At 54.1% G+C, this 12,962-nt stretch carries 12 protein-coding genes and 1 pseudogene; 3 read left to right on the top strand and 10 right to left on the bottom strand.

The window, feature by feature from the left end:
- The first annotated feature begins 17 nt into the window (after window positions 1-17).
- Window positions 18-992 carry a glyoxylate/hydroxypyruvate reductase GhrB gene (gene ghrB / locus ACT9TW_RS06250; protein ID WP_446491904.1) on the top strand — a complete coding sequence of 325 codons (975 nt, stop codon included), beginning with the start codon at window positions 18-20 and terminating at the stop codon, window positions 990-992.
- A 58-nt stretch (window positions 993-1,050) separates the two neighbouring features.
- Here ghrB and cspE read toward each other — a convergent pair whose 3' ends face one another.
- A complete protein-coding gene (gene cspE, locus ACT9TW_RS06245) occupies window positions 1,051-1,263 on the bottom strand; it encodes a transcription antiterminator/RNA stability regulator CspE (RefSeq protein ID WP_003860775.1) in 213 nt (70 codons plus the stop codon).
- Between the two features lie 246 nt (window positions 1,264-1,509).
- Complete coding sequence (locus ACT9TW_RS06240) at window positions 1,510-2,220, bottom strand: DUF3053 domain-containing protein (protein WP_182063228.1); 711 nt, start codon at window positions 2,218-2,220, stop codon at window positions 1,510-1,512.
- Window positions 2,221-2,550: 330 nt separating this feature from the next.
- On the opposite strand from ACT9TW_RS06240, the gene ACT9TW_RS06235 reads away from it, so the two are divergent.
- Window positions 2,551-2,838: an HTH-type transcriptional regulator gene (locus tag ACT9TW_RS06235; RefSeq protein WP_182063227.1), complete on the top strand. Its 288-nt coding sequence runs from the start codon at window positions 2,551-2,553 to the stop codon at window positions 2,836-2,838.
- A gap of 42 nt (window positions 2,839-2,880) precedes the next feature.
- Here the strand turns inward: ACT9TW_RS06235 and ACT9TW_RS06230 are convergent, their stop codons facing one another.
- From ACT9TW_RS06230 to ACT9TW_RS06210, 5 genes and pseudogenes are all read right to left on the bottom strand, one after another.
- Window positions 2,881-3,399, bottom strand: a complete 519-nt coding sequence (locus tag ACT9TW_RS06230) for an ATP-binding cassette domain-containing protein (RefSeq protein WP_446492688.1) — start codon at window positions 3,397-3,399, stop codon at window positions 2,881-2,883.
- Window positions 3,400-3,987: 588 nt separating this feature from the next.
- Window positions 3,988-4,500, bottom strand: a pseudogene (locus tag ACT9TW_RS06225) (ATP-binding cassette domain-containing protein); the annotation flags it as partial.
- A gap of 810 nt (window positions 4,501-5,310) precedes the next feature.
- Complete coding sequence (gene glyS / locus ACT9TW_RS06220) at window positions 5,311-7,380, bottom strand: glycine--tRNA ligase subunit beta (protein WP_446491903.1); 2,070 nt, start codon at window positions 7,378-7,380, stop codon at window positions 5,311-5,313.
- Window positions 7,381-7,389: 9 nt separating this feature from the next.
- A complete protein-coding gene (glyQ, locus tag ACT9TW_RS06215) occupies window positions 7,390-8,301 on the bottom strand; it encodes a glycine--tRNA ligase subunit alpha (protein WP_003860141.1) in 912 nt (303 codons plus the stop codon).
- Window positions 8,302-8,461: 160 nt separating this feature from the next.
- Window positions 8,462-8,767, bottom strand: coding sequence for a YsaB family lipoprotein (locus tag ACT9TW_RS06210; RefSeq protein ID WP_446491902.1), 306 nt, complete (start codon window positions 8,765-8,767; stop codon window positions 8,462-8,464).
- 184 nt (window positions 8,768-8,951) lie between these two features.
- Between ACT9TW_RS06210 and ACT9TW_RS06205 the strand changes: the two genes are divergently transcribed.
- Window positions 8,952-9,947, top strand: a complete 996-nt coding sequence (locus ACT9TW_RS06205; RefSeq protein ID WP_446491901.1) for an acyltransferase — start codon at window positions 8,952-8,954, stop codon at window positions 9,945-9,947.
- On the opposite strand, the gene ACT9TW_RS06200 is transcribed toward ACT9TW_RS06205, so the two are convergent.
- From ACT9TW_RS06200 to xylB, 3 genes are all read right to left on the bottom strand, one after another.
- On the bottom strand, window positions 9,940-10,860 hold the full coding sequence (locus ACT9TW_RS06200; protein WP_446491900.1) for a GlxA family transcriptional regulator: 921 nt from the start codon (window positions 10,858-10,860) through the stop codon (window positions 9,940-9,942). The genes ACT9TW_RS06205 and ACT9TW_RS06200 overlap by 8 nt on opposite strands.
- Window positions 10,860-11,399 (bottom strand): isochorismatase family protein, encoded by a 540-nt coding sequence (locus ACT9TW_RS06195; protein ID WP_182063220.1) that lies wholly within the window; start codon window positions 11,397-11,399, stop codon window positions 10,860-10,862. The genes ACT9TW_RS06200 and ACT9TW_RS06195 overlap by 1 nt, the downstream gene beginning before the upstream one ends.
- Window positions 11,400-11,502: 103 nt before the next feature.
- Window positions 11,503-12,957 carry a xylulokinase gene (gene xylB / locus ACT9TW_RS06190; RefSeq protein WP_446492687.1) on the bottom strand — a complete coding sequence of 485 codons (1,455 nt, stop codon included), beginning with the start codon at window positions 12,955-12,957 and terminating at the stop codon, window positions 11,503-11,505.
- Window positions 12,958-12,962 lie beyond the last annotated feature (5 nt).

The raw sequence follows: 12,962 nt of genomic DNA, 5'->3' as shown, positions 1-12,962 counted from the left end.
AATCAACGGAGATTAGCATGAAGCCGTCCGTCATTTTGTATAAAGCACTGCCTGAAGATCTGCAAAAGCGCCTGGAAGAACACTTCACCGTGACTCAGGTGAAGAACCTAAGCCCGGACACCGTCGCGCAGCACGCTGATGCGTTTGCCCGCGCAGAAGGGCTGCTGGGTTCAAGCGAAAAAGTGGATGTCGCATTGCTGGAGAAAATGCCGAAGCTTCGTGCTACCTCTACGATTTCCGTGGGGTATGACAACTTCGACGTCGAGGCCCTGAACACCCGCAAAATTGTGCTGATGCATACCCCGTATGCCCTGACAGAAACCGTGGCCGACACGCTGATGGCGCTGGTGCTCAGCACCGCCCGCCGGGTGGTGGAAGTGGCCGAACGCGTGAAAGCGGGCGAATGGACAAAGAGCATTGGCCCGGACTGGTTCGGTGTGGATGTTCACGGCAAAACGCTGGGGATTGTCGGCATGGGTCGTATTGGCCTGGCGCTGGCGCAACGTGCGCATTTCGGCTTTAACATGCCGGTGCTGTACAACGCGCGTCGTCATCACACGGAAGCTGAAGAGCGCTTTAACGCGCGCTACTGCGAACTGGATACCTTGCTTCAGGAAGCCGATTACGTCTGCCTGATCCTGCCGCTGTCGGAAGAAACACATCATCTGATAGGCAAAGCTGAGTTCGCGAGAATGAAGAAATCAGCCATCTTCATCAACGCGGGTCGCGGCCCGGTGGTGGACGAAAAGGCGCTGATTGAAGCACTGCAAAACGGTGAGATCCATGCTGCGGGTCTTGATGTGTTTGAGCAAGAGCCACTGCCGGTCAGTTCACCACTACTGACATTGCCAAACGTCGTCGCCCTGCCCCACATTGGATCGGCAACTCACGAAACCCGCTACAACATGGCGGCCACCGCAGTGGACAACCTTATCGCCGCACTGGGCGGAAGGGTTGAGAAAAACTGCGTTAACCCGCAGGTACAACAGTAGAAACGAAAAAACCCGCCAGAAGGCGGGTTTTTAAATTCTTTGCTACTGGGTTGGAAGCTTACAGGCTTACAACGTTACCAGCTGCTGGGCCTTTAGCGCCGCTTTCGATGGTGAAGGAAACTTTCTGACCTTCGTCCAGAGATTTGTAGCCATCGTTCTGGATAGCAGAGAAGTGTACGAACACGTCTTTAGAGCCATCATCAGGAGTGATGAAACCGAAACCTTTATCAGCGTTGAACCATTTTACCAGACCAGTCATTTTAGCAGACATAGAAATTACCTTATTAACAAATATATTGTGCCTTCCGGCGCGATAGGTTGCGTTACAGATTTTTAAGCGATGAAGGAAGGGTCACTACGAAGGGTATCTATGGATAACAATCTGGACTGCTTTACTAAACTGCTTTAGGTCTGTGTAACAAACCGACGTCACTGTTATACCTATGTGGTACATGAATGACAAGCAATATTTTCATCGCCGATAAAAAAACCCCGTTTCTCGCGGGGTTTTTTTGTCTTATTCAGTGGCTGTGACTGCCGTGCTCCACGCCTGACTAAAGGCCTGGTGCTGGGACGCCAGCGGCCCAATCAGCGAGTTATACTGGCTGGCCTGCTGAGAGGTCGGGAACTGGATACCGTTAGAGACAAAGCTCACCTGGGTTCCCTGCTGGGAGATGTAATCCCCAACCTGTACCAGTTGCTGAGTGAAAATCTGCGCAGCCGGGATCAGCGGTTGCATAGCGTCAGCGGGTTTGGTCACCACTTTCTCGTAAACCTTGTCAAAGACAGGTTTAAGATCGTCGCCTTGCTTGAGCGAAGAATGGGAAGCATCGGCCTGCATTTTTGCATTCTGCAATTGCTGGCTCAGCACACCCAGAGCACCATTAGACTGGCGCAGTGGTTCACGCTGGGTCATATAGTCCTGTGGTACACGGATCGCGTTAACGCTATCCAGCACAGGACGAAGACCTGAGTCCATTGCCTGGCTCACCTGCTGTGAATAACCATAAAGAATGGCATAATCGGACACGAAGGGACCAAACTGTTTTTTCTGATCCGCAGTCAGCGTTGGTAAACGTTCGCCACTGCGCATCACCGTATTCTGTAGAAAATCGATAAACGCTTTGCGCTGATCGCCTTCTTTATCGAAACACCCACTCAGGCTAACTACCATCAATAACGCCGCAACAGGCGCAAACCAGCGAGAGCAGGACTTTCCTGTCGCCATTTCATTACTCCTTTCACCCAAAAAAGCGCACACCGGCACACGCGTGCCCGACGCTGACAAGGATAGTCCAGGTCAGCCTTGCAAGATACTCTTTTCATACAAAACGACTATTGCCGTTTTCTTGCTGACGATTTACAAAAAAATACGCTGTCGCGCTGTTTATGAATAATCAGTCAATTAGCGCGGGTAAGCCTTCTGCTGAAACGCGTAAAGCCCCGACTACCGCACGATTAATCACAACCCTGGTGATCATGCGTCTGTTTTAGGGACTATTCTTAATTGGCTCTCTGATGTTCACGATCCCGCTGTGTGATTTAAGAGGAGTTCTCAATGGAATATAAAGATCCTGAGTTTGAGCTGCTGAGCAGCCTGGAACAGATTGTTTTTAAAGATGTACCGCAGACGATTACCCTGCAACAAAAATCCAATCCCTTTACAGAATATGAGCAATTGCGCAAAGGGACAGGGCTGAAAACTGATGAATTCGCCAGAGCAATGGGTGTCAGCGTAGCAATGGTGCTGGAGTGGGAATCAAAACGTGAAAGACCCACAGCCACCGAAATAAAGCTGATGCGCCTGATTCAGGCAAACACTGCACTCAGCAAACAGATAGCGTAATACCAGATTGTGACAGCCCCCGCCCTTGCGGGGGCTTGTGTTTTAAAGCCTCTCACAGCGCCATCCCTCTTTCTGCCACACCATTTCATGCGTCAGGTTCAGTCCGTTCAGGAATGCTTCATCGTGCGATACCACCAGCAACGCGCCGGGGAAAGCCGCCAGCGCCGCTTCAATCGCCTGAACGGAGGCCAAATCCAGATGGTTGGTCGGCTCATCAAGTAGCAGAAGCTGTGTGGCCTCTTCTCGCCAGAGCACACAGGCCAGCGCGGCTTTCAGACGTTCGCCGCCGCTCAGTTCCGCCAGCGGAAGCATGACCTTATCTGCGCCAAGCTGAAGCTGGGCTAAACGGGTACGTAGCCCTCCTTCTTCCAGAGGTGTATTGCTCAGGTTGAGATGCGCCATCACCGACAGCGTAAGATCCAGCTGCGACAGGTGTTGGTCGAGATAAGCGCAGGTTACTGACACTCGGCAACTGCCCGCGTGCGGTAATGTTTCCCCAAGTATGGTCTTTAGGAGTGTCGATTTCCCACAGCCGTTTGGCCCACGCAGCGCCACGCGCATCGGGCCATCCATCCGCCAGTTTGTCGGCGGGATATCCACATACGCCAGCACCAGATCCTCGAGTACCAGCACCTGTTTCCCTTCGGCAATCTGGCTTCCCGGCAGGGTGAACATCACCGGGTTATCGTCTTCCACCCGTTCACGCGCTTTGTGGACAGCAATATTCAGCGCATCATTTTGATCGTTATGCTGTTTTCGCCACGATCCAATACGCTCTTTCGCCGCCATTTTATATTTGATCCGCTCGAACGAGGCGATATTAAGACTGTCGACAGTGCGCAGCGTCTTTGCCGAACGCCGCTGGCTGTCGTCATGCTCTTTTTTCATCCGCGTACGTGTACGCTTACGTTCTGTTGTGGCATGTTCAAACGCTGCGCGGGCTGATTGCTGCTCGGCATCACGTTGACGCTGGTAATCAGCATAATCCCCGCCGTAACTACGCAAACCAGACGCGCTCAGTTCCAGAATACGCGGAACCTGCGCCAGGAGTTCACGGTCATGAGAGGCCACCAGCACGCCCCCCTGATAGCGGGAAAGCTGTTCGTAAAACCACTCACGGCCTTGCTTGTCGAGATGGTTGGTGGGTTCATCCAGCAGAAGATAATCTGCACCGGCAGTAAATGCTGCGCACAACAGAGCGCGAATACGTTCGCCACCGCTAAGCTCTGCGGCAGGTTTATCAGGATCAAATGGCGGGAGTTTCGCATGGCTAAACGCCCCGCTCAGCCGTTCCGTTAAATCCCAGTATCCGTCGAGTGTTTCCAGACAGTCTGGCTGGTAATCACCGCTTTCGATACGCTTGCGGGCTGCAAAAATATCGCCATACCCGAGCAATTCAGCAAGCAGAGTCTGTGGGGAAATATCATGTTGTTGCGCCACATAGGCGTGCGTGCCGAAACGCTCGATATGCCCGCTCGCGGGTTCATCAAACCCGGCCAGCAGACGCAGCAGGCGCGTTTTACCACTGCCGTTACGGCCAACCAGTGCGCACAGCGACGGCTCAAGAGAGAGATCCAGCGGACCAAAAAGCGTATCGCCCGTCGCAAACTGACAGGTGACCTGATGCAAAATAAAAGAAGGGGACTGCGCAAAATGAGCCATAAGCACTCCTGAATGAAATCAAAACATCCCCTGCCGACGCGGTCGCGTTTAGCAAGGATCGAAATTCATCAGTCGTGTTTGTTCATTTTCGGGATGCGTTCCAGAGGGAGGAAGTTAACGGCATAAGGATAACGGTAATTTGTTGACCGTTTCAAGGTTAATTTTTGGTCGAAAGAGGCTTACGCTCTCTTTGGGGTGAGGGTTCCCCGGTAATTTTTGTCTTTATTCAGCGATGATATTACGCCATGGAAATAAAAGACTTACCGCGGCTCCATGGTCCGCTGAAAATCGCTGAGGCGTTTCCTGTAGGCCGGGGCGAGGCGCATGGATGCGCCGAGAGGGCGTATTTACAGGGACGTTACCTCCGCCCGTCCCCGATAAGCCGTAAGGAATAAGCCGAAGACAAAATTGCTGGGAGCAATTTTGGACAGCGCTTGCGCTGGCCCCGAAGGGGTGAGCCCCAGGGATGGGGCGAACAATCCGCGAAGCGGCGATTTTCTTGCCGGGAGCCCGGGTCGCCAGGGTGGTGGCGGTGAGCCACCCTGGCACGTTCACCGGTAATGCAGTAACAGAGTAGCAAGGAACATAAAGTGAACGGAATGACCGCCTCAGCTGTATGTTCCCCCTCACCCCAGCCCTCTCCCCAAAGAGGAGAGGGGGTAGTCCGATGCTGATGAACGGTTCCCTGCCACGCTGGCTGAAAACCAGTGAAGGCATGATCGCAATCGGCTAACACAACTCTGCGCCATAAAAAAACCCGCCGAAGCGGGTTTTTAGCATTTCCAGGCCCGACTACCGGGCAACAGCACGTTACTGGAGCAGCGAAATATCCGCCACGCGCAGGAACAGCTCACGCAGTTTTTCGAGCATAGACAGACGGTTAATACGCAGATCTTTATCTTCTACGTTCACCATCACTTTCTCGAAGAAGGCGTCGATCACTTCACGCAGTTCAGCCAGTTCGACCAGTGCTTCCTGGTAGCGGCCTTCCGCGAAGAACGGCTCCAGCTTGTCACGCAGCACCACAACCTGCATCGCCAGGGCGATCTCTTCTGGTTCTTTCAGCGTCGCGGCGTTCACACGCTCGTTCAGCGTTTCGTCGGATTTCGCCAGGATGTTGGATACACGTTTATTAGCCGCAGCCAGCGCAGATGCCGCTTCCAGAGTACGGAAGTGAGATACCGCCTTCATACGCGCATCGAAGTCCGCCGGACGGGTCGGACGACGTGCCAGTACCGCCTGAATGGTGTCGACGGTATAACCTTCGTCCTGATACCAGGCGCGGAAACGGCCGAGCATAAAGTCGATAACGTCATCCACCACTTTCGCGTTGGTCAGCTTGTCACCGTACAGACGAACAGCTTCTTCGGTCAGGGTTTGCAGATCAAGGTTCAGGTTCTTCTCAACGATGATACGCAGCACACCCAGAGCGGCACGACGCAGCGCAAACGGGTCTTTGTCACCTTTCGGATACTGACCGATACCAAAGATACCCGCCAGGGTGTCCATTTTGTCGGCAATCGCTACCGCGCAGGCCACCGGGTTAGACGGCAGGTCATCACCTGCAAAGCGCGGCTGATACTGCTCGTTCAGGGCAACGGCCACATCTTCTGCTTCGCCATCGTGACGCGCGTAGTGCATCCCCATCACGCCCTGGGTGTCGGTAAATTCGAACACCATGTTGGTCATCAGGTCGCATTTAGACAGCAGGCCCGCGCGGGTCGCGTGGTTCACGTCAGCACCGATTTCACGAGCGATCCAGCCGGACAGCTCTGCAATACGGTCGGTTTTGTCACGCAGCGTGCCCAGCTGTTGCTGGAACAGTACGGTCTGCAGGCGCGGCAGGTGGTCTTCCAGGCGTTTTTTGCGGTCGGTGTTAAAGAAGAACTCCGCATCCGCCAGACGTGGACGCACCACTTTCTCGTTACCGGAAATAATCTGGATCGGATCTTTAGATTCGATGTTCGCAACGAAGATGAAGTTTGGCAGCAGTTTGCCGTCGTTGGCGTAGACCGGGAAGTACTTCTGGTCACCTTTCATGGTGTACACCAGCGCTTCCGCCGGAACAGCCAGGAACTTCTCTTCAAATTTCGCCGTCAGCACAACTGGCCACTCGACCAGAGAGGTGACTTCTTCCAGCAGGCTTTCGCTCAGATCAGCGTTACCGCCAATCTTGCGCGCGGCTTCTTCTGCATCAGCTTTGATCTTCGCTTTACGCAGCTCGTAGTCAGCAATGACTTTACCGCGCTCCAGCAGGATCTGAGGATACTGATCGGCGTTATCGATGGTGAACTCCGGCTCGCCCATAAAGCGGTGGCCGCGGATCACGCGATCGGATGCCACACCCAGAATGGTGGCAGGAATAACGGTATCGCCCAGCAGCAGAGTTACGGTGTGAACCGGACGCACGAAGTGCACGTCAGACGCGCCCCAGCGCATCAGTTTTGGAATCGGCAGTTTAGCCAGGGAAGTCGCAATCATGTCTGGCAGCAGTGCTTCTGCACTTTCGCCTTTTACATGGGCGCGATACAGCAGCCACTCGCCTTTGTCAGTGGCAAGGCGTTCAGCCTGGTCAACGGTGATACCACAACCACGCGCCCAGCCTTCTGCCGCCTTGCTTGGTTTACCTTCAGCGTCGAACGCCTGAGCAATCGCCGGGCCACGTTTTTCCACTTCACGATCGGGCTGAGACGCCGCCAGATTTGCCACTTTCAGCGCCAGGCGGCGCGGTGCAGCAAACCATTCAATTTTACCGTGCGCCAGGCCAGCGTTATCCAGCTCGGCGGTCACGTTCGCAGCAAAAGATTCAGCCAGGCTGCGCAGGGCTTTTGGTGGCAGCTCTTCGGTGCCGATTTCCACCAGGAAAGTTTTCTCAGACATGGCCGCCTCTTATTTGTTTCGGTTGCACATCGGGAAGCCAAGGGCTTCACGGGACGCATAGTAAGCTTCTGCAACGGCTTTGGTCAGGGTACGAATTCGCAGAATGTAGCGCTGACGTTCAGTCACGGAGATAGCCTTGCGGGCGTCCAGCAGGTTGAAGCTGTGGGCGGCCTTCAGAATACGCTCGTAAGCAGGCAGTGGCAGCGGAGTCTCCAGCGCCAGCAGCTGCTGGGCTTCTTTCTCATACTGCTCGAAGCAAGTGAACAGGAAGTCCACATCTGCGTATTCGAAGTTATAGGTGGATTGCTCCACTTCGTTCTGATGGAACACGTCGCCGTAGGTCGTTTTACCCAGTGGGCCGTCGCTCCAGACCAGGTCGTAAACGCTGTCTACGCCCTGAATGTACATAGCCAGACGTTCCAGACCGTAGGTGATTTCACCGGTAATCGGTTTACATTCCAGACCGCCAACCTGCTGGAAATAAGTGAACTGTGTCACTTCCATACCGTTCAGCCACACTTCCCAGCCCAGACCCCAGGCACCCAGCGTTGGGTTTTCCCAGTTATCTTCCACGAAACGAATGTCGTGGATGGTTGGATCCATACCCAGCTCTTTCAGTGACCCGAGGTACAGCTCCTGAATGTTATCCGGTGATGGCTTAATCACAACCTGGAACTGATAGTAGTGCTGTAAACGGTTCGGGTTTTCGCCGTAACGGCCATCAGTAGGGCGGCGGGATGGCTGCACATATGCCGTCGCCATTGGTTCTGGCCCCAACGCGCGTAAGCTGGTCATCGGGTGTGAAGTGCCTGCGCCTACTTCCATGTCCAAAGGTTGAACAATGGTACAGCCCTGACGAGCCCAGTAATCCTGTAAGGTCAGGATCAGGCCCTGGAAGGTCTTGGTATCAAACTTTTGCATAGTATGTCGTGCTGGATACGTGTGGTTTTTAATGGAAGGGATCAGTATACCCGCTGACTGCAAGATATACAGTACGAAACGGGTTTGTTTAGGGAAAATTGGGAAATAAGCCTTTCAGCCAGAAGACTTGCCCGGTCTGGCGACTGATTATCCGCACAGGTTAGCGCATCGAGAGGTGTAAAAACTGGCCGTCTGCGTCAAAAGAGCAGACAAAGCCCTCTTTACGTGAGGTATGTCCCCGCAGCTCGAAACTGCCCTGAAACCGTTCAAAGCGAGTGACGTCGATTTTATCCATGCCCGTGTTATAGCGGTGGGCAGCCTGATCCTTGCACAGGTGCTCCATATTCAGAGAGCGTTCAGGGCTCATTTTACCCTGCTGCGCTTTTTGCACAGGGGCATCTTGCGAAGAACTGCATCCTGCCAGCATAAGCAGCAGAAAGAGTGACGCCACGCGCTTCATCATCATTTTTATTACCGGCCTGGTCTGTGGCTGTTATTTTTAGTATCAAAGCTTTTATAGATTAAGGTTTGGCATTCTGCGAATCTCGCGGCTTGCACACAAGCCCGCATAATAAAACTCAGAATTTTCCAACGAGAGGCTTTCACATATTGGCAGTCACACTCTTTTTAACAGGACAACAGAGGAACTGATGCAGTCAAAAATTAACTGGGTTGATAACCTGCGAGGAATAGCCTGTCTGATGGTGGTGATGATCCATACCACCACCTGGTATGTCACTAACGCCCACAGTATCAGCCACGTTAACTGGGATATCGCCAATATTCTGAACTCCGCGTCCCGCGTCAGCGTGCCGCTGTTCTTTATGATTTCCGGCTTTCTCTTTTTTGGCGAACGAAGCGCGCAGCCAAAGCATTTCATGCGCATCGCATCATGCCTGCTGTTTTACAGCGCCATTGCGCTGCTCTATATCACGCTCTTTACCCCTATTAACGCCGGGCTTTCATTCAAGTATCTGCTGCAAAAACCGGTGTTCTACCATCTGTGGTTCTTCTTCGCGATTATCGTTATCTATCTGGTTTCTCCGCTGATTCAGGTAAAAAATGTGAGCGGAAAAATGCTGCTGGCGCTGATGGTGGTGATTGGCGTAGTGGCCAACCCCAATACGGTGTCGCAAAAAATAGGGGGATTTGAATGGTTGCCAGTTAACCTCTATATCAGCGGCGATACGTTCTACTACATTCTCTACGGCATGTTAGGGCGTGCCATTGGCATGATGGACACGCAAAAGCGCGGGCTTAATGGGTTATGCGCCGCCGTTTTTATCATCGGCGTGGTAATTATTTCCCGCGGGACGCTGTACGAACTGCAATGGCGCGGTAACTTCGCTGATACGTGGTACCTGTACTGCGGGCCGATGGTCTTTATCTGTGCCGTATCCCTGCTGACGCTGGTCAAAAATACGCTGAACGCTCGTCCCCTTCCCTGGCTTGGCTTTATCTCGCGGCATTCTCTGGGGATTTACGGGTTTCACGCGCTGGTGATCCACGCCCTGCGAACCCGAGGAGTTGAGCTGAAAAGCTGGCCGCTGCTGGATATTGTCTGGATTTTTGCCGCCACACTGGCCGTGAGTTTGTTGCTGTCGATGCTGCTACAGAAGATAGATACTCGCCGTTTCGTCAGTTAACGATACGCTGTCTGGCGCGGTGATACTGGCGCGGGGAAGAAAACCCTGCCGCCAGTGACGCGTGCTCCACGCCACGCCCCTGCAACAACCACTGCTCAGCCACAGCAAGACGCAATTGTTCCAGGTAATCCCGAACACTTATGCCTAAATGCACCTGAAAAAGTCGGGTCAAATGACGCGGGCTGACGTGCGCCAGCGCGGCGATGTCCGACAGGCTCCACGCTTTTTGCGGTTCTGCGGTGAGCGCATCCTGCGCGCGATGGATGGCCGGGTGAAGATGGTTGCGATAGCGTAACCAGGGGGATAACTGCGGGTCGTCGCCAGAGCGACGGAACCAGACCACCATCTCACGCGCCACCGCCAGTGCCTTTTCCGGCCCGCAAAGACGATTGATCATATGCAGTGCCAGATCGATACCCGACGTGATCCCGGCACTGGTCCAGATACTCCCATCCTGAACGAATATGCGATTCTCTTTGATCATCGCCGTAGGTGCTGCACTGCGCAAACGCTCGATAACATCGTGGTGCGTTGTGCACTGCCTGCCATTCAGCAAACCGGATTTCGCCGCCAGCAGAGCCCCTGAACAGACGCACATGACAGTGATGTCCTGATGGTGAATTTGCGGTTGCAGGCGCATCAACCAGTTCTGAATACGCTTCGCTTGCGGCGTTGAAAACTGATAGCGGGAGTCACTGACGCCGGGCAGCACCAGCAAACTCCCCGCAGGCAGGGTATCCGGTAATGGCTGGATGCCCCCCATCGTCAGGCCAATCGACGTTGGTACTTCTGGCTCCGGGCCGATGTAATGCAGGCGAAATACATCGCCTGCCAGCACGAAGGTTTCTGCCGGACCGGTCATGTCTAATGACAACACCCCTGACAGCATGACGAACCAGACATCGATGCTCATTAAAGTGACTCCAGCGCCTGCGCGACGGTTTTAATATCGGCAAATCGCCCGGCCAGCACCGTCTCGGTGCGATGGCGCAGTTCGTCTGCGCTGAGGGTGATCCCCTTATGCGTCATCGGAAACGTGAGCGTTGCCTCGCTAACAAAGGTCACAGCATAGCCCAGATCGGAGGCCACCCGGGCGGTTGTTTCGCAGCACTGCTCGGTACGAATGCCGCAGATGATCAACTGGTTGATATCGCGCTCTCGCAACCAATGGTCAAGGCCGGTATCGGTAAATGCATTGTGGACGTGTTTTTGGAATACAACAGCAGGATGATGACGTAAAAAAGCCATCGGTTTGACAGAGCCACTTTGCAGTGAGAAGGGGCCTTCCTCGTCTACATGAAAGATATCAACAACGGGAATATTGCGCGATTCGCAGCCTTCAATCAGCCCAAGCATCGCCTGCTGAAAAGCGGGAATATCCTTCTCCTGCCAGTAATCCCGATGATGGAAAGACTGTTGGGTATCGATATTGAGTAAAGCAATACGTGACATGATAGTTCTCCTCGCCAGTGGGTGTATCCTTATTCTGGCGAGGAAATGGGAGCACGAACAGACCAAAAAAGGACATCCTCATGCCTGTTTCAGACAACCGTTTTTATGACATTAACGGCAGCAGTTGCTGGTAGATTTTGCGGAATACATCGCGCCTTTCAGCGTACTGTAAATGGCGTTTAGCATCAGGCACATGCGCCTGTTCAAGTGCAAGCTGCGGTAACAGCTGTGCAAGCGGAGTATTCGGGTTCAGGGCAATCTGCGCCAGACGCGCCGCCCCCAACGCAGGGCCCACATCGCCACCTGTCCGGTAGTCCAGCTGCAACCCGCTGATATCAGACAGCATCTGTCGCCAGTAGCTGCTCCGGGCGCCTCCGCCAATCAGGGTGATACTGCCGGGTTTTAGCCCGCAGTCGTGTACGACATCCATTCCGTCGGCCAGTGCATAACCTACCCCTTCGAGCACCGCACGCGCCAGCTCTGCCGGGCCGTGCTGATGTGTCAGCCCAAAAAAGACGCCTTTGGCTTCAGGGTTGTTATGCGGCGTACGCTCGCCGGAAAGATAAGGTAAAAACCAGACGGTACCCGCATTTTCATCCGCCTGTTGCGCAGCCGCAATCAACGTCGGAACATCTGCCATTCCGGTCAGTTTTGCCGCCCAGTCAAGGCAGGATGCCGCACTCAACATCACCGACATCAGATGCCACTTACCCGGAAGGGCATGACAGAAACTGTGCACGGCATTTTCAGGGTTGCTGCGATAACCATCGCTAACCGCAAAATAGACGCCGGATGTCCCCAGCGAGAGCATAGCCTGCCCCGCGTCAACCATCCCGACACCCACAGCGCCAGCTGCATTATCGCCACCACCGGCAACTACCGGCACGGCCGGCATGTTCCAGCTTTTGGCTACGCCGGGCTGTAATGTCCCCGTGATCTCACTGCCTTCGAAAAGCGCCGGCATATGATCGCGGGTCAGATGACAGGCATCGAGCATTGCCTCGCTCCAGTCGCGTTTAGCCACATCGAGCCACATGGTGCCCGCCGCATCAGACATATCGCTGGCGAAATCACCCGTCATACGAAAACGCAGATAATCTTTCGGCAGCAGTACTTTGGCGACCTGACGGAAGACCTCAGGTTCATGGCGTTGCACCCACAGCAGTTTTGGTGCGGTAAAGCCTGGCATCATCAGGTTGCCCGTTATCACCCGGGAAGTGGGCACGCGGCCTTCAAGAATGGCGCACTCTTCACCGCAACGGCCATCGTTCCAGAGAATAGCCGGGCGCAACACACGGTGCTCGCTATCAAGCAGCGTGGCGCCATGCATTTGCCCGGCAATGCCGAGCGCTTTTACATCACGTAAGCTGTGTTGTTCACCCAGCGCCTTCATTGCACGATCCGTCGCCTGCCACCATTGCTCCGGGTCCTGTTCCGACCACAGCGGATGCGGGCGTGAAACCTGAAGCTTTTCAGTCTGTGTTGCTAACACCTCGCCCTGCTCGCTGAGCAGGATGGCTTTCACACCCGATGTGCCAAGATCGATCCCGATATACATTGCGG

Source organism: Enterobacter sp. C4G1, assembly GCF_052886895.1.
The sequence above is the reverse complement of the archived record's forward strand: the minus strand, read 5'-3'. Positions and strand labels throughout refer to the sequence as shown.